This window comes from Nitrobacter sp. CN101, assembly GCF_055390255.1.
On the sequence record NZ_AP038833.1, the window covers coordinates 4,095,521 to 4,113,121 of the forward strand.

A 17,601-nucleotide genomic window follows, 5' to 3' on the forward strand; every position below is an offset into this window, starting at 1 on the left:
GGCCGTTTAGTTCCAAAGGCTTAGGCGCGCAGCCGGCTTAAACGGCCACGATCCCCTTTCTGAACGAACAAACGGCCCTGCCCGGTATACCAGGCAGGGCCGTTGCTCCCTTGGACGCTTCTTCTTCTACGATGGATTCAACATCAGCTCGCCATGCGATTCGGCTCTTCCACGATGGAGAACCGCACGCCGGCGCGGTGACGGTTTTCCTCAGACACGACCCTCCAGGCGTCCTCCGCTTCCTTCCGCGTTTTGAACGGTCCTTGCACCTGAGCCGAGCCTTCCACCAGCTTGTGGAAGTTCATGGAACCAAATTCGCCGCCAATCACCCAGAAATTGCTGCCGGTCATGAGAACCTCCTTCTGTTCCGCCGTCTACTCAGCAGCCTGGACCTTGATCTGCGAACCTTGCGACTTGAACTGCGCGGTTTCGGTGGAGTCGTGAAGCGCAGTGGTCGACGACTGGCCTCCCGTGATCGTGGTCGAGACCAGATCGAAGTAACCGGTGCCGACCTCGCGCTGATGGCGCGTCGCCGAATAGCCGAACTTCTCCGAGGCGAACTCGGCCTGCTGGAGACGGGAATATGCCGCCATGCCCTCGGCCTTGTAGCCGCGCGCCAGTTCGAACATGCCGTGGTTGAGCGAATGGAAGCCCGCCAGCGTGACGAACTGAAACTTGTAGCCCATCGCTGCAATTTCCTTCTGGAACTTGGCAATGGTGTCCTTGTCGAGGTTGGCTTCCCAGTTGAACGACGGCGAACAGTTGTAAGCCAGCATCTTGTTCGGATAGACCTTCCTGACAGCTTCCGCGAACTTGCGCGCGCCCTCCAGATCCGGCTTTGAAGTCTCCCACCACAGCAGGTCAGCGTATTTCGCAAACGACAGTCCGCGCTTGATGCAGTGATCGAGGCCAGTGCCAGGCTTCAGGCGATAGAAGCCTTCCGCCGTGCGTTCGCCGGTGATGAACTCGTGATCGCGCTCATCGATGTCTGAGGTGATGAGCTTCGCGCTCTCCGCGTCGGTGCGCGCCAACACGAAGGTCGGCACCCCACAGACATCGGCGGCAAGCCGTGCCGCGATCAGATTGCGTTCATGCGCGGCGGTCGGGATCAGCACCTTGCCGCCCATGTGGCCGCACTTCTTTTCCGATGCGAGCTGGTCCTCGAAGTGAACGCCAGCCGCGCCCGCCTCGATATAGGCCTTCATGATCTCGAACGAGTTCAGCGGTCCGCCGAAGCCCGCTTCCGCGTCGGCCACGATCGGCACGAACCAGTCGATCTTGGCACCGCCTTCAGCATGCTCGATCTGGTCGGCGCGCTGGAAGGTTCGGTTGATGCGACGGCACAGTTCAGGACCGGCGTTGGCCGGATAGAGGCTCTGGTCCGGATACATCGCGCCCGCGGTATTGGCGTCAGCGGCGACCTGCCAGCCGGAGAGATAAATCGCGGGCAAACCGGCGCGCGCCTGCTGCATCGCCTGGTTGCCGGTGACGGCGCCGAGCGAATTCACATAAGGCATGTCGTTAAGCTGCTTCCACAGCCGGTTCGCGCCCTTCTCGGCGAGCGTGTACTTGATCTCCACCGAGCCGCGCAGCTTTTCGACGTCCGCCGGGCTGTAGGAACGGCTGATCCCCTCAAAACGACCGTTCGGGGCCGGAACGAGCTGCTCAAAGGTCTTGGCCATTTTTATCTCCAGCACCACATTTATGACATTGCACCGCAACTGCACTGCAATCGTGGTTCTAAATAACACCAAACAGACGAATTCGTATAGATAGCTTGATCTCAATTGATGATGTCATGTAACATATATACATGTCATAAATGTTATTTTGTAATTATTGTCATAAACGAGCGTAAGGATGGCTACAGATCCCGGCAAAAAACTCTTCGTCGGTCCGCGATTCCGGCGCATCCGCCAACAGCTCGGGTTATCGCAGACCCAGTTCGCGGAGGGCCTCGGCATCTCGCCCAGCTACGTCAACCTGATCGAGCGCAACCAGCGACCCGTCACCGCGCAAATCCTTCTTCGCCTCGCGGAGACCTACGATCTCGACCTGCGCGACCTCGCCACCGCCGACGAAGACCGCTTCTTCGCTGAGTTGAACGAGGTCTTTTCCGATCCGCTATTTCGCCAGATCGACATTCCGAAGCAGGAATTGCGAGATCTCGCGGAGCTGTGTCCCGGCGTGACCCACGCATTGCAGCGCCTCTATGCCGCCTATGCCGAGGCGCGGCGCGGCGAAACGCTGGCGGCGGCACAGTTCGCAGGGCGCGACGAAAGCATGGGCGGACGCTTCGACGCGAACCCGATCGAGCAGGTTCGCGACCTGATCGAGGCCAATCGCAACTACTTCCCCGAGCTTGAACAAGCAGCGGAAGCCCTGCGCGACGAGATCAACGTTCCCGCACAGGACTTGTTCGCGGCTTTGAGCACGCGGTTGCGTGAAAAGCATTCGATTCAGACCCGCATCATGCCGGTCGATGTGATGCGCGAGACGCTGCGCCGCTTCGACCGCCACCGCCGGCAGCTCTTGATCTCAGAACTGGTGGACGGCCCCGGCTGCGCTTTCCAGCTTGCGTTTCAGATCGCGCTTTCCGAATGCACGCCCGCGTTTGATACGATCATCGCCCGCGCTGGCGCACTCGACGACACATCGCGTCATCTCTACCGCATCACGCTTGCGAACTACTTCGCGGGCTGCACGCTGATGCCCTATCAGCCCTTCCTTGCCGCAGCGGAATCGCTCGGTTACGACATCCACGTGCTGGCGCAACGCTTCAACACCGGCTTCGAGCAGGTGTGTCACCGCCTGACGACGCTGCAGCGGCCGAACGCGCGCGGCGTGCCGTTCTTCATGCTGCGCGTCGACAACGCCGGTAATGTCTCCAAGCGATTTTCATCCGGCACGTTCCCGTTCTCGAAGTTTGGCGGTACCTGTCCGCTGTGGAATGTGCACTCCACGTTTGACACCCCGGATCGTCTCTTGAAGCAGGTGATCGAGTTGCCGGACGGCAGCCGCTACTTCTCGGTTGCGCAGATGGTGCGCCGGCCGGTCGCGCCGCATCCGCTGGCGCAACCACGCTTCGCTATCGGCCTGGGTTGCGAAATCCGCCACGCCGCAAGGCTTGTCTATGCGTCCGGGATGGATCTGGACAAGTCCGAGGGCACGCCGATCGGTATCAACTGTCGCCTCTGCGAGCGCGAGAACTGCGCCCAGCGCGCCGAGCCGCCGCTCACGCGGACCTTGATTTTGGATGAGAACACGCGACGCGTGACGAGCTTTGCGTTTTCAAATGCGCGGGAGGTGTGAGAATGTGGCACATGGCCGGGACTTCTCCGTCATTCCGGATGCCGCGCAGCAACAATCCAGCGTCAAATGGAACGCGCGAGATGGGATAATAGATTCCAGGTTCGTTCACTCGCGCCCGGAATGACGCAGGTCAAAGTCTGTCTTTGCTGTTTGCCACAGCGCTTGAAGACTCGAGCGCCGTCGCTCCACATTGTTTGGCTTCGCCGGGCTCGATACTTGCATTCAGAACAGTTTCGTCGGATGGGCGAATAAAGTGAATTTGATCCACCAGACACGCTACGCGGACTGGGTCGGTTTCAGAGAATTCCGGTGAGCAAACGTAACCCTTCACAAACACAAGATTTCTGAGGGGCTTATGAAAGCCAAGACAATACTTTCGGATGCCATCGGCGTTGACGTCAAACCTCACGCCGCGGAGTTCGCCAAACCGCGTGTTAAGTGCGTAATATCCCGGCCTGTAGGTGTGCTGCACCATTCGAAGTTCAGCAATGTGTTCAAGATTTCGGATCAAGCTGAAGGTCAACGGTTTGGCTTTGGTCTGTCTCACAATCGAGAAAGTGAGATTGGACGAATTCAGCGGGAATGTCCCGGCGCGGATCCAATCGTTTCGGCTGCCATCCTGGTGAACATAGGTTACCGACTCAGCCCGTTGACCCGCGAAGGAAGTTTTCTCAAGTGAGAGCGCGGCCTTTTCGTTTTTAATTTCAACCCATGTCTCAGGCGTTCCTGCGCGTGACGATGTCGAGCCAAGTTGTAAAAACACGAACTTAAAAGCGACCGCCAGCAGAACCAAGACGCAACCCAACGCTATGCGGCGCACAAGGGTCGGGCGCTGCCGGTCAGTTTTCCCATCAGAGACCACGGCATTTTTGCTCACGACAGCCTCCCTCAAACCGTAAGCTAGTTATCGGTTCGCTGCTGAAATACGGTTCCGAAATTCCTTAAAGTTAGACGTAATCTGGACCAGCATTTATCCGAGAAGATTCGTTCAGGTCCTTTTTTGGAGTGGAAGCAACATGCTGGTGCGCGGCTTCGACCAGAGTATGTTCAACGAGCAGCCCGGCGGCGATCGCGAAGATCGTTGTGGCTGATAATTCGGCGAGGACCGAGAGGTTGCAGCTTGTGACGTGAGCCCCCATGTGCAAGCGGCAGCGCATTCTGCTGTCTCACCATCGCGTTCGCACACCAGAACAGACAAAGGCATTCCATGTCATTTTACGATTCCGTCCCGCCAGCCTTCCTGCAATCGCTCGGCGCCCTCTCCGACATTCTCAGGAAAGCCGAAGGCTACGCCACCGCTCGGAAGATCGCGCCCGACACGCTGCTCGCCGCGCGGCTCTATCCGGACATGCTGCCGCTAACACGCCAGATCCAGATCGCTTGCGATTTCGCCGTAAAGACCTGCGCGCGGCTGACCGGTTCAGAGGTGCCGAGCACCCCGGATACCGAAAAGACCTTTGACGAGTTGCAGCAGCGGATCGTCAAGGCAACGGATTACGTCAAGAACGCAGCGCCCGGAAAATTCGATGGCGCGGAAAGCCGCGATGTCACCTTCCCGGCAGGTCCCGACAAAACAATGACTCTGAAGGGCCAGCAATATCTCAGCCATTTCGCCTTGCCGAACTTCTATTTCCATGTGACGACCGCATACGACATCCTGCGTCACAACGGCGTCGAGCTCGGCAAGCGAGATTTCATGGGCGTGAAATAAGGCTTGAGGCGAGACTTATGGCCGTGCTTCCGCTTCCCTCGAGCGGCCGGCCTCCGTCCGCTCCGCGAACCAGGATTCAAGCTCCGCTATGTCGGCCGCTGACATGCGCAAGCCGAGCTTGGAGCGTCGCCAGATGATATCCTCCACGGTGCATGCCCATTCGTCGGAAATCAGATAGCAGACCTCGCGTTCAGTGAGCGTGGCTCCGAATTCCCGGCCAAGATCCGTCGTCGTCTTCGCCACACCCAGCATCTTGGCCGCGCGGGTGCCATAGGCGAGCGCGAGACGTTTCGCGTGTCCTTCCGTTAGAAAAGGATAGTCGCGCAGCAGATTAGCCGTCAGCGCCGCGACTGCAGACACCTCCATGTCTCCGCCGGGCAGCGCCGCCTTCGCAGTCCAGCCCTCGCGCGCTTTTGTCCCTTTCAGATATGGCGACAGCTTTTCCAGCGCCTCTTCGGCCAGCCGGCGATAGGTTGTGATTTTGCCGCCGTAAACCGAAAGCAGCGGCGCGCCGCCGGGCGTATCGAGTTCAAAGACGTATTCACGGGTGGCGGCCTTGGCTTCGCTGGCGCCATCATCGTAAAGCGGCCGCACCCCGGCATAGGACCAGACCACATCCTGCAGCTTCACCGGCTTCGCCAGATACTCGCTGACCGACGCGCAGAGATAAGCGATTTCCTCGCTTGAGGCCTTTACCTTGGCGGGGTCCCCCTCATAGTCGCGATCCGTGGTGCCGATCAGGGTGAAGTCATCCCGATAGGGAATGGCGAACACGATTCGGCCGTCACTGTTCTGGAAGATGTAAGCCCGGTCGTGATCGTAGAGTTTCCTGACCACGATATGCGATCCTTGCACCAGCCGCACTCTCGCACGGGTGTTGATGCCCGCGCCCAATGTCAGCACCTGTTCGACCCAGGGGCCGCCCGCATTAACCAGCATCCGCGCGGCGATCGTGCTGCGTTCGCCGCTTAGCGTATCCTCGACCGTGATACGCCAGAGGCCGTCGGACTGACGGGTCTCGACCGCGCGCGTTCGGGTCCGGATATCCGCTCCGCGGTCGGCCGCATCGCGCGCGGTAAGGATAACGAGACGGGCATCGTCGACAACGCAGTCAGAATATTCGAACCCCTTGCGGTAGCGGCCGGGGCTCAGCGGCTTGCCGACACTGTCGCGCGCCAGATCGACCGATCGCGTCGGCGGCAACAGCTTCCGGCCGCCGATATGATCATAAAGGAAGAGGCCGAGCCGCAGCAGCCATGCCGGCCTCAGGCCGGCGTGATGAGGCAGCACGAAGCGCACCGGATGAATGATGTGAGGCGCGATCCGCCAGAGAATTTCGCGCTCGATCAGCGCCTCGCGAACCAGATGAAACTCGTAATACTCCAGATATCGCAGCCCCCCGTGCACCAGCTTGGTCGACCACGACGACGTGCCGCTGGCGAGGTCGTTCATTTCACACAGGAAGACCGAGTTGCCCCGCCCAGCCGCGTCGCGCGCGATCCCGCACCCGTTGATGCCGCCGCCGATGATAGCGAGGTCGAAAACCTGACCCACGGACGCGCCCCCTCCATCACCTTAACGCGAGATGAGATCGTCGAACCGGCACACGACCGACGATCACCTCGATGCGAGGAGGGCGATAGTCGTTACAGCAACAGCACCCAGGACCCGCAGGACATGCCATGGTGCTGATGTTGGACGAAGCCGTCAACGCAGTTTCCTGCGTCGGCCAGCATCTCCGTCAAAAGGGAAGTTTCGGCAAAGCGCGCCGCAGCGATTTCACAAACTCGGGACACGTGGATTTCTTGGGCAACGCACGGTTTTTCGCCGCGCGCTCCGCTTCCCGGGCGCTGCGAAACAGCTTGCCGTCGAGGCAGCTGAACCGCCGAGAGGCCGAAAAGAACCGGAACCCGGCGCGATCACGCACCACGATCCCGGCAGATTCAGAACCGACTTCGATAATATAGGTCTTCGACATGTCCCACTCGCATTTTTCCGGCCCTAAAGGCCGCGCCAATAACGGGCAATGGCGGGAAACGTTCCCTGTCGTACCGACAAGATATGGACATGGTTCTGACGTTCGCAACTAGAATCGGTCGAGGCTGGGTACCGAAAGCATTTTTGCTTCTGACGCGTTTTCTTCAGGCAAACCGCATCCACTTCGCTCGAAAACGCTATGTCGGATCGACGAATGCGGCTGGCGGCGTAAACCGTTCCGGTTCAGCAAACAGGCTTGCTGGGAGTGCCGGCTATGCCGTAGCTGGCCGCCCGGCCTGGGGGATTTCCCGCGGGAGGCCCTGATCGTCGATCGCGACGTAGGTAAATTTGCCGTCGGTAACGAGGATGAACTGCTTTTCCTTGCGGCGCATCACCCAGGCTTCCAGATGCACAGCAATCGAAGTCCTGCCGATACGGATCAATGTGGCATGAACGGAGACCAGATCGCCGACAAAGACAGGTTTGCGGAAATTCATGGCGTCGATTGCAACCGTCACGGTGCGGGACTTCGCGAGCTTGGAGGCGAAGACGCCGCCGCCGATGTCCATCTGGCTCAGCAGCCAACCGCCGAAAATGTCACCATTCTGATTGGTGTCGGCGGGCATTGCCAGCGTGCGGGTGCAGAGTTCGCCGAGCGGCGTGGTTTCACTGATCGCCGGGGCGTGAACGGCTGTTAGGTCGGTCATGATGTCCGTCATTCGTTGGTCTGAGGCAACATCACGCACCGCCTCACTTGAACGTATCCCAGCCCGGGTCCGGCGCGAAACGAGCGCCGTATTTTGCCGCGAGCTCGCGCAAATTGGCGGCGACATTCTCTGGGCCACGGGTGCGCGCATACTTCAGCGGACCGCCGCGGAACGGAGCGTAGCCGGTTCCGAAGATCATGGCCCCGTCGACAAGGTCGGGATCGTCGACGATGCCTTCGCGCAGGCATGCGACGCAAACGTTCGAGATCGGCAGCATCAGGCGGTCGATCAATTCCGGCTGAACCTGCGAATTCCCGGCACCGCCCTTCTCAGCCTTACCTTCGCGCCAAGTATAAAAGCCCTGGCCGGTCTTGCGGCCGAGTTCGCCTTTCGCAACTTTCTCACGCAGCCAGTCCGGCGGCTGCGGAAGAGCTTCGCCGAACTTCGCGCGCAACTCGTCGCCAACGGCGAGGCAGATGTCCAGCCCGACCTGGTCGGCGAGTTCGATCGGTCCCACCGGCATGCCGAATTTTTCCGCCGCGGCATCGATTACCGTCTTGTCGATCTTTTCATCGAGCATGACCATGGCTTCGAGCATATACGGCGTCAGTGCACGGTTGACCAGGAACCCTGACGAGCTCTGCACGGGCAGCGGCAGCCGGTCTATTGCCCCGACGAATGCCATGGCCTGTTTCAGCACCTGCGGGTCGGCGGCATCGTGGCTGACCACTTCCACCAGTTGCAACCGCGACACCGGATTGAAGAAATGCAGGCCCACCAGGCGCTCAGGACGCTGCAATGTGGTTCGTAGCTCCTGCAGCGGAATGCTCGAGGTGTTGGTGGCGAGGATCGCACCCGGCTTCATTCTTGGCTCGATTGCGGCATAGACTTTCTGCTTCAGTTCGAGCTTTTCGGAAACCGCCTCGATGATGAGATCGGCGTGGCGCACCCCTTCGCCAACCAGATCGGGTATCAAACGGTCGAGCGTGTCGCGGATACCGGTCCGCTTGCGGACGATCTTGCTGTAAAGATCGGCTGCGCGCCTGATCGCGGCGGCGATCGGCTCCGGCTTCATGTCCGCGAGCGTGACCCGGATATTCTGATGCGCGCACCACGCGGCGATGTCGCCGCCCATGGCGCCGGCGCCGATGACGTGCAGATGCTTCACGACGTTGTCGCCGGCCGCGAGCTTCTTCATCTCCTCGCGGAGGAAGAACACCCGGATCAGGTTCTGCGCCGTCGATGTCACCATCAGCTCGGCGAAGGACCGCTTTTCGGCCGCCAGCATCGCCGTCCTGCTGCCGCCATGCCTCTCCCAGAGATCGATCAGTGCATAGGGAGCGGGATAATGCTCCTGCGGCGCCGCCTTCGCGGCCTCCTGGCGCATCCGCTTGGCTAGAAAGCCGCGGACGGGGCCGAGATTAAGCAGCTGATTGAGCACGCTTGGCCGGCCACGCTTCAGCCGGCCGGCCATCACATCCTTCACAGCGTTGCGGACGTGGCGCTCCTGGGTCACGGCATCGACAAGACCAAGCGATTTCGCTTTCCGCGCATCGATGGTCTTGCCGGTGAGCATCAACGTCATCGCCTGCATCGGATTGACAAGCCTGGTAAAGCGAACGGTGCCGCCGAGGCCGGGATGCAGGCCGAGCATCACTTCGGGGAAACCGAACCGCGCATTGTCGATGGCGATTCGTGTCCGACATGCCAGTGCCACCTCGAGTCCTCCGCCGAGGCAGAAACCATGGATCACGGCGACGGTCGGAATCTTCAGCGCCTCCAGCCGGCCGATAATGCCGTCGGCGCGACTGAGCGTCATTTCGACCGCGCCCGGATCGGCGGCGCCGCGGAATTCGTTGACGTCGGCGCCTGCTATGAAGCCGGACGTCTTGGCCGAACGGAGCACGACGCCTGCGGGCGGATGGTTTTCCAGCGCGGTAACGATTGCGCCAAACTCCTCCATCACGTCCGACGACAGCGTGTTGGCGCTGGAATCGGCGCGGTCAAACAGAACCCAAGCCACACCATCGCTATCGCGGGTCAGCTTGAAGTTGCGATAGGGACCGCTTGCGTCGGGCGTTGGCCCAAGCTCCAGCACGCGATCCTTGAGAGCGTCCAATACCTTTGATTTCATGACGCCCTCATACCATCTCAACCAGCATCGCACCGCCCAGCCCGCCGCCAATGCATTCGGTGGCAATCCCGCGCTTCGTGCCGAGCCGCTTCATAGCGTTGACGAGGTGCAACACGATGCGGTTGCCCGAGGTGCCGACGGGATGGCCGAGGCTGACCGCGCCGCCATCGACATTGAGCCTGGCGCGATCGATCGTGCCGGCGGCGCCCTCAAGTCCGAGCACCTCGCGGCAGAACTTCTCGTCCTCCCACGCGGCGAGGCAGCCGAGCACCTGCGTCGCGAATGCTTCATTGAGCTCCCAGGTTTCGATGTCGTGAAGCGACAGCTTGTTGCGCTTCAACAGTTCGGTCGCCGACAGCACCGGCCCCAATCCCATGACTGAAGGATCCAGCCCCGACCACTGGCTGTCGATGATCATCGCCTTCGGCTTGAGACCGTGTTTGATGACGGCGTCTTCCGATGCGAGAATCGTCCAGCAAGCGCCGTCAGTGATCTGTGAGGAATTGCCGGCGGTGACCTGACCCCATGGCCGCTCGAACACCGGCTTCAACCTCGCCAGCGACTCCATCGAGGAGTCGGGGCGCACGCCGTCGTCGTGATCATAGAATTTGCCGTCGCGCGCGAAAGTGGTTTCCAACTCGCCTTTCAGCCAGCCTTCGGCCTGCGCCTTGGCCAGGCGTTTGTGGCTCTCGACCGCGTAGGCATCGGACTGTTCGCGCGTGATGCCGAAAAGATGGCCGACCACCTCCGCGGTCTGGCCCATGTTGAGTTCGGTGATCGGATCGGTCAGCCCTCGCTCAAGCCCGATGATCGGCTTGAAATAGGGCGGCCGTGCTTTGGCGATCGCCTTGATTTTTTCAACGATGCCCTTGGCGGCGGCGACGCCTGCGAACCAGCGCACGCCCTGCTGCGGCCATACCAGCGGTGCATGGCTCAGCGCCTCCGCTCCGCCAGTCAGGATCAAATTAGCGTCGCCGTCCCGGATGTAGCGGTAGCCGGTGTCGATCGACTGCATGCCCGAGCCACAGTTGATCTGCACCGTGAACGCGACCATCGCCTCGCCCATGCCGAGCCGCAATGCCGCGACGCGGGCCGGGTTCATTTCATCGGCAATGACGTTGACACAGCCGAGGATGACCTGATCGAAGGCGTCAGGCGCGAACGGCTGGCGCGCCAGCAACGGCCGGCCGCATTGCACGGCCAAATCGACCGGCGTGAACGGCCCCGGACCGCTGCGCGCTTTCAGGAACGGAGTTCGGCTGCCGTCGATGATATAGACTGGGCGCACCATCAGCCTGCCACCCTCGTCTCAGTCCGCTCCTGCACGACTTGCACGCTGACGGCCTTCTCGTGGGGCGACAATGCCTCCGGCGCAAAGTCGTCGACCTCAATGACCCGGGCCACTGCCTCTTGCGCTGCCTTGTACTGCTCGGCTTCGACCTGGGTGATGGTGCCTTGCCTGACGGCGGCATCCGCATCGCGCAGGCGCGCAGCGTGCATCCGCTTAAACACGTCCTCGGCGGCGGTAACCAGCAGGAATGCCTTCTCCAGCCGGGCTGGCCCACCGTCATCATCGACATGCGACAGTCCCTGCGTCAGGCGATCGCGCGCGACGGAAGGCTCCAACACCAGTTGCGCGCAGGCGTGGATGACCTTGTCGCTGGGTCCGCGCGCTTGCGCGCCGAGCGGCTGGATCATGAATTTGAGCATGATCGCGACAAAGCGGTTCGGCAGATTCGCCAGGATATCCGCAAACCGCTGCTCGATGGTGCGGAAGCCGGTCGCCATGCACCATTCGACCACTGCGAGATCGGCCTCCTGACGGCCCTCCTCGTGCCAACGCTTGAGTACAGCCGACAAGAGATACAGCTCGGAAAGAATGTCGCCAAACCGTGCGGACAGCATCTCCTTCCGCTTCAACTTGCCGCCGAGCGTTAGGAGCGCCATATCGGCGCATAATGCGAAGGCCGCCGAATACCTCGAGAGTTGACGGTAGAAGCCGGTCACCGCGCCAGCGTTATCCGGCGCGGGCGCAAAGACTCCGCCGCTCCAGCTTCGGCCCCAGGCACGGAACAAAGTCTTGAAGCTGTGGACGATGTGAACCCAGAACGTCTTGTCAAAAGCATCAAGGCCTCGGGCCTTGTTCGTGTCGCCGAGCGCATTCATCTCCTGCAGCAAATAGGGATGCGCACGAATCGCACCCTGCCCGAAGATGATAAGATTGCGCGTCAGGATGTTGGCACCTTCCACGGTGATCGAAACCGGTACGCCCCGATAGAGGTTACCGAGATAATTTTGAGGTCCATCGATGACCGCCTTGCCGCCATGGATATCCATTGCGTCATCGATCACGGTGCGCAGCCGCTCGGTGGCGTGCAGTTTCATGATGCCGGAGATGACCGCGGGATGGTGGCCCTCGTTCAGCGCAGCGCAAGTCAGCCGCCGCGCCGCATCGATCAGATAGGCCGTGGCAGCAATCCGCGCCAACGGCTCCTCGATACCCTCGAACTTTCCGATCGGAATGCCGAATTGTTCGCGGATGCGCGCATAAGCGCCGGTCGTCCGCGCCGAAAAAGCCGCGCCCGCAGCCGACAACGAGGGCAACGAGATGCCGCGCCCGGCAGCCAGCGCGGTCATCAGCATCTTCCAGCCCTGACCGAGACGCTCCTTTCCGCCGATGACGTAGTCGAGAGGAACGAAGACATCCTTGCCCCAGGTTGGGCCGTTCTGAAACACCTGCATCGCAGGAAGATGGCGACGGCCGATCGAAACTCCAGGCAGGCTGGTTGGGATCAGCGCCACGGTGATGCCGAGATCCTCCTGCGAGCCAACCAGATGATCCGGATCGTAGGCTTTGAAGGCGAGGCCGAGAAGTGTCGCCACCGGACCAAGCGTGATGTAGCGCTTGTGCCAGTTCAGCCTGATCCCAATGACCTCGTGGCCCTCGAACATTCCCTTGCAGATGATGCCGCTGTCGGTCATCGCCGCAGCGTCGGAGCCGGCTTCCGGGCTGGTGAGGCCGAAGCATGGAATATCGCGACCGTCAGCCAGACATGGCAGCCATTTGCTCTGCTGATCCCTGGTACCGAAACGCATCAGCAATTCGCCGGGGCCGAGTGAATTCGGCACCATCACCGTGACCGCAGCGACCAGCGAGCGCGATGAAATCTTGCGCACGACTTCCGAATGCGCATAGGGCGAAAAGCCGAGTCCGCCATGCTCGGTCGGAATGATCATACCGAGAAATTTTTTCTGCTTGATGAAATTCCAGACCTCCGGCGGCAGATCGCGCAATTCCCAATTGATCTTCCATTCGTCGAGCATGGCGCACAGTTCGTCCACGGGCCCGTTGAGGAATGCCTGCTCTTCTGCTGTCAAAGTTGCGGGCGGGGTGTCCAGGAGCTTCGCCCACTCTGGATCGCCGGTGAACAGGTCGGCATCCCACCAGACGTCCCCGGCTTCCAGCGCCTCGCGCTCGGTATCGGACACCGAGGGCAGCACACGGCGCGCCCAGGAGAAGATCAGCTTGGAGATCACGTCACGGCGAAAGCTCATCGCAATGTCCTCTTGTTCGGGTACTCGACGCCGTCGGTCCGATTCGGGATTACTACAGGCAATGATCTTACCGCTATAAGGAAAATATCTTTAAAATAGGGAAAGGCCGGCTTCATTTCATATTTTTCATAATCGAAAACCAAACGGAAAAACGCGGTTAGAGCCTGAACCGAACGCAAGGTTTGGTTGCGAGACATTATCCACTCGCGTTTATTGGTAAAATTTTAATCCTGTAGTTCGAAGATACCGCCGATTTGAACGGTTCATGTGTCGTACCGCGGGGCCTTCTCGCCACTCAGCCGCGCATCAAAGCACAACGTCCTAGCCCTTACTACAGCGACCAAACACCAGCCTCGATCAACTGAGAACGGTTGATCGGCGAAGAGTTCACCTGCATCGGAAGGATCCGAAAATGAAGGCGAAGATAAGCGTTATATTGCCCGCGATCGTCTCCGCGCTCGTCATGATAGGCGCACTTTCCGCCGGAATCTCGGCCTATCAAGCCTACGAACAGCGACAGCAATCTGAAGCATTCCTCGAAGTGAACCACATCTCGCAATTGCTGTTGCGAAGCGCGGGACAATGGGCGGTGGAGCGCGGACTTACGAACGCGCCGCTGAAGTCTCCCGATGCGCTGCCCGCAGAACTCCGTCCTCAGATCGCCGAAACACGGCAAGCCGCCGATCGCGCATTTTCGGAGGCCGCTCAACTGCTGCGCGGAAATCCGGCGATGAAATCTGCGGAATCGAAAATCTCGGAGGCCGAGAGCGCTTTCCAAGGGTTCGTCGGATTTCGCACGCGCCTCGACGAGAATCTTCCCAAGCGGGGATCGGAACGCAGCGCGGACGTCGTGGAGAGCTTCTCGCCGACCATCACCAAGCTGATTGACGTGTCCGGCAACAGGCTGCGGCTCACTTTGGAAACGCTGACCCGCCCGCCTACAGCGGCCCTGGCGCAATTGGTCAGCTTACGTCATCTGACTGCGCAGATGGCAGAGAACGCCGGAAGGGAGCGCGCGCTCCTCGGAGGGATGGTTGGCTCCCGCGCCAAGATTTCCACGACCAGCTTGCGGACGATCGCTCGTTTCCGCGGAAATGTTGAGCTGGCATGGGAAACCATTTCACCGGCTCGTATGCGCGCCGACTTGCCGAGAAAAGTTGCTGATGCGATCTCGGGTGTCGAGAGAGATTATTTCCAGGTCTACGGCCAGACTCGCGACGCCGTACTCGCGGCAGCCGAGACGGGTGAATACAAGATCAGCGGCAACGACTATGTCGCGCAGGCGACGACCGCGATCAATTCGATACTTCGGCTGGCCAATGCAGTCGGTGAAGCAGCCGACCAGGAGGCGGCCAAGGAGGCTGCAAACAGCTCATCCAAACTGCTCATCGCCGGCTTGATATTTCTGGGCTGTATCGCCCTCGCTTTTGTCAGCTTCTGGATAGCGTTCTCGCGAATCCTGCGGCCGTTGGCGGCGCTGACGACAGCGATGGGTGAACTCGCAAAAGGCAATTTCTCCGTCGTCCTGCCCGGGCTCGACCGCAAGGACGAAATGGGCGACATGGCGCGGGCGGTCGAAACCTTCAAGGTCAAGGCCGAGCAGAAGGCGCGCGATGAAGCGGAAGCCAAGATGCAGCAGGATCAACTTGCTGCGCAGCAGCGCAAAGCGGACATGCACCGCCTTGCCGATGGCTTCGAAGCGGCGGTCGGCGCAGTGATCCAGACCGTATCCTCGGCGGCGACCCAACTCGAAGATTCGGCGACCGCCTTGACCAAGACGGCCGAGCAAACCCATCAGCTGTCATCAGCTGTGGCAGCGGCTTCCGAGGAGGCAACGGTCAACGTTCAGTCTGTGGCCTCTGCAAGTGAGGAAATGGCGGCCTCCGTGAATGAAATCAGCCGGCAGGTGCAGGAAGCCTCGAGGATCGCAAACGATGCGGCGCAGAAAGCTCATAGCGCCGACCAGCGTATCAATTCGCTGTCGCAGGCATCCGCGAAGATCGGAGACGTGGTTGAACTTATCAATACGATTGCCAGCCAGACCAATCTCCTGGCACTCAATGCAACGATCGAGGCCGCTCGGGCAGGTGAAGCTGGCCGGGGGTTTGCCGTCGTAGCGTCCGAGGTCAAGGCGTTGGCCGAACAGACCGCGAAGGCCACCGCCGAAATCGGCCAGCAGATTACGAGCATCCAGTCGGCGACTGACGACTCTGTCGACAACGTGAAGGAAATCGGGATCGTCATCGGCAAGATCGCGGAGATTTCCGCCACGATCGCTTCGGCAGTCGAAGAGCAGGCGTCGGCAACTCAGGAGATATCCCGCAACGTCCAGCAGGCTGCTGCCGGAACCTCCGAAGTTTCCTCCAACATTATCGAGGTCAGCAACGGAGCTTCGGTGACAGGCAGCGCCTCCACGCAGGCCCTTGCGGCGGCGAAGTCCCTGTCCGGGGATACTGGTCGTCTCAAGGAGGAGGTCGAGAAATTTCTCGCAACGGTCAGAGCTGCTTAGTCGGGGACGATATCCTCGATCCATAGCCGCATCTGGACGCGAACGTGAATCATGAGCGGATCGCCCTTTCGACCCGCTCATGAACCTCTCTTCTGAATTTCTTTTTGAATGCGGAACGGCACGTCCCTTTTCCACCGCAGGAACCCTTCAACGCACTGCACGTTATGGTGCAGGCTGACGTGAAGGAGAAAAACTTATGGGTTCCACTACCGACAAGATCAAGGGTACCGCCAACGAAGTCATCGGTAAGGCCAAACAGGGAATTGGCGAAGCGATCGGTTCCGAGAAACTTCAGGGTGAAGGCGCGATTCAAGAATTAAAAGGCAAGGGTCAAAACGCGCTTGGCGACGCCAAGGAAGCGACCAAGGATGCTGCTGACAAAGCAGCCGCCGCAATCAACAAGAAACTCTGATCTAATCGAGGCGTGCGTCGCATTCTGATGTGAATGGCCGGCCCTTTGCGGGCCGGCTTTTTCAATGCGGCGAAGTATCCCCTGGCGATCGAACGGCAACAGAACCTCGTATGCAACGGCCGTTGCAGATGGCGGTAGAAGACCGGTCTGCACGACGAAGCAGGACAGAAAGGGACATTATCCGCTATCGACCCTCTATTGAATTATGCATGGGTTTCGCGATGCGGCGTGGGCTGCTAAACCCGCCCTATGCTCAAGGTCGCCGCTTTGTATCAATTTACGCCGCTGCCGGATTTTCGCGAGTTGCGCGAACCGCTGCGCGCGCTGTGCGCCGGGCGATCCGTCAAGGGCTCGATCCTGCTCGCCGCCGAGGGCATTAACGGCACCGTCGCCGGAATGCCGGGCGCAATCGATGCGCTGGTGTCAGAATTACGGACCGACCCGCTGTTCTCCGGCCGGCTGAATAATCTCGAGCTAAAATTTTCGCATGCCTCGACGATGCCGTTTGCACGGCTGAAGGTCCGGCTCAAGAAAGAGATCGTGACGCTGGGCGACCCCGCGACCGATCCGACCCGTGCGGTCGGCATCTACGTCGACCCTAGGGACTGGAATGAACTGATCGCCGCGCCTGGCACACTTCTGATCGATGTCCGCAATGCCTTCGAGGTGGCGATGGGCAGCTTTGAAGGCGCGGTCGATCCGCAACTCTCCCGTTTCGGAAAATTCAAGGATTTCGTCGCGCAAGAACTCGATCCGCACAAGCATCACAGGATCGCAATGTATTGCACAGGCGGGATTCGTTGTGAGAAAGCAAGCTCCTACCTGCTGTCGCGCGGATTCGGGGAAGTCTATCACCTCAAGGGCGGCATCCTGAAATACCTCGAGAACATTCCTGAAAGCGAAAGCCGCTGGCGAGGCGAATGTTTTGTATTCGATGACAGAATCGCTCTCAGTCACGGGCTGAAGGAATCCCGATCCCCGGACCAGATGATGGACGGAATGCCGCGCGATGATTGACAAGGCATTCGCGGATCGCATCGATGCGCTGGAAATGCGCACAACACATCAGGAGGAGACCATCGAGGCCCTGAATCAGGTCGTCACTGCGCAGTGGAAGCAGATCGACTCGCTGACGCGACAGATCGCCGAACTCGGCGAGCGCTTGCGGGAGGCGGAAGCCGGTCGGCCAGCCCCGGCTAGCGAGCCGCCGCCGCATTATTGAGGCGGGCGTGACCCGTTTGCTCCGGATCGCCGTTGATCGGCAATCGTTCTCGGCTTATCAGG

At 60.2% G+C, this 17,601-nt stretch carries 15 protein-coding genes; 6 read left to right on the forward strand and 9 right to left on the reverse strand.

Annotated elements, in window-relative coordinates; genetic code table 11:
• Positions 1-143 precede the first annotated feature (143 nt).
• Together ACZ5IL_RS20500 and aceA are read right to left on the reverse strand one after the other, a co-directional pair.
• On the reverse strand, positions 144-350 hold the full coding sequence (locus tag ACZ5IL_RS20500; RefSeq protein ID WP_011509641.1) for a DUF4170 domain-containing protein: 207 nt from the start codon (positions 348-350) through the stop codon (positions 144-146).
• A 24-nt stretch (positions 351-374) separates the two neighbouring features.
• Positions 375-1,682 (reverse strand): isocitrate lyase, encoded by a 1,308-nt coding sequence (aceA, locus tag ACZ5IL_RS20505; RefSeq protein WP_464594282.1) that lies wholly within the window; start codon positions 1,680-1,682, stop codon positions 375-377.
• A 178-nt stretch (positions 1,683-1,860) separates the two neighbouring features.
• Between aceA and ACZ5IL_RS20510 the strand changes: the two genes are divergently transcribed.
• Positions 1,861-3,312, forward strand: coding sequence for a helix-turn-helix domain-containing protein (locus ACZ5IL_RS20510; RefSeq protein ID WP_464594283.1), 1,452 nt, complete (start codon positions 1,861-1,863; stop codon positions 3,310-3,312).
• A gap of 130 nt (positions 3,313-3,442) precedes the next feature.
• Here the strand turns inward: ACZ5IL_RS20510 and ACZ5IL_RS20515 are convergent, their stop codons facing one another.
• Positions 3,443-4,189 carry a hypothetical protein gene (locus ACZ5IL_RS20515; protein WP_464594284.1) on the reverse strand — a complete coding sequence of 249 codons (747 nt, stop codon included), beginning with the start codon at positions 4,187-4,189 and terminating at the stop codon, positions 3,443-3,445.
• A 330-nt stretch (positions 4,190-4,519) separates the two neighbouring features.
• Here ACZ5IL_RS20515 and ACZ5IL_RS20520 point away from each other — a divergent pair, with 330 nt between their 5' ends.
• Positions 4,520-5,023: a DUF1993 domain-containing protein gene (locus ACZ5IL_RS20520; protein ID WP_464594285.1), complete on the forward strand. Its 504-nt coding sequence runs from the start codon at positions 4,520-4,522 to the stop codon at positions 5,021-5,023.
• Between the two features lie 15 nt (positions 5,024-5,038).
• Here the strand turns inward: ACZ5IL_RS20520 and glpD are convergent, their stop codons facing one another.
• The 6 genes from glpD to ACZ5IL_RS20550 all read right to left on the reverse strand — a co-directional run bounded on the left by glpD (position 5,039) and on the right by ACZ5IL_RS20550 (position 13,396).
• A complete protein-coding gene (gene glpD / locus ACZ5IL_RS20525; protein WP_464594286.1) occupies positions 5,039-6,577 on the reverse strand; it encodes a glycerol-3-phosphate dehydrogenase in 1,539 nt (512 codons plus the stop codon).
• Between the two features lie 187 nt (positions 6,578-6,764).
• Entirely contained in the window at positions 6,765-7,001 is a 237-nt protein-coding gene (locus tag ACZ5IL_RS20530) for a hypothetical protein (protein ID WP_425906900.1), read from the reverse strand.
• Positions 7,002-7,272: 271 nt separating this feature from the next.
• Entirely contained in the window at positions 7,273-7,707 is a 435-nt protein-coding gene (locus ACZ5IL_RS20535; RefSeq protein WP_464594287.1) for an acyl-CoA thioesterase, read from the reverse strand.
• 43 nt (positions 7,708-7,750) lie between these two features.
• Positions 7,751-9,841 (reverse strand): 3-hydroxyacyl-CoA dehydrogenase NAD-binding domain-containing protein, encoded by a 2,091-nt coding sequence (locus ACZ5IL_RS20540; protein WP_464594288.1) that lies wholly within the window; start codon positions 9,839-9,841, stop codon positions 7,751-7,753.
• 7 nt (positions 9,842-9,848) lie between these two features.
• Positions 9,849-11,132, reverse strand: a complete 1,284-nt coding sequence (locus tag ACZ5IL_RS20545) for an acetyl-CoA C-acetyltransferase (RefSeq protein WP_464594289.1) — start codon at positions 11,130-11,132, stop codon at positions 9,849-9,851.
• Complete coding sequence (locus ACZ5IL_RS20550; RefSeq protein ID WP_464594290.1) at positions 11,132-13,396, reverse strand: acyl-CoA dehydrogenase; 2,265 nt, start codon at positions 13,394-13,396, stop codon at positions 11,132-11,134. Before ACZ5IL_RS20550 ends, ACZ5IL_RS20545 begins: the two co-directional genes overlap by 1 nt.
• Before the next feature lie 412 nt (positions 13,397-13,808).
• On the opposite strand from ACZ5IL_RS20550, the gene ACZ5IL_RS20555 reads away from it, so the two are divergent.
• The 4 genes from ACZ5IL_RS20555 (at position 13,809) to ACZ5IL_RS20570 (ending at position 17,539) form a co-directional block, all read left to right on the forward strand.
• Positions 13,809-15,905, forward strand: a complete 2,097-nt coding sequence (locus ACZ5IL_RS20555) for a methyl-accepting chemotaxis protein (RefSeq protein WP_464594291.1) — start codon at positions 13,809-13,811, stop codon at positions 15,903-15,905.
• A gap of 196 nt (positions 15,906-16,101) precedes the next feature.
• Complete coding sequence (locus ACZ5IL_RS20560) at positions 16,102-16,317, forward strand: CsbD family protein (protein WP_425906910.1); 216 nt, start codon at positions 16,102-16,104, stop codon at positions 16,315-16,317.
• Between the two features lie 249 nt (positions 16,318-16,566).
• Positions 16,567-17,334, forward strand: coding sequence for an oxygen-dependent tRNA uridine(34) hydroxylase TrhO (gene trhO, locus ACZ5IL_RS20565; protein WP_464594292.1), 768 nt, complete (start codon positions 16,567-16,569; stop codon positions 17,332-17,334).
• Positions 17,327-17,539, forward strand: a complete 213-nt coding sequence (locus ACZ5IL_RS20570) for a SlyX family protein (RefSeq protein WP_464594293.1) — start codon at positions 17,327-17,329, stop codon at positions 17,537-17,539. Before trhO ends, ACZ5IL_RS20570 begins: the two co-directional genes overlap by 8 nt.
• Positions 17,540-17,601 lie beyond the last annotated feature (62 nt).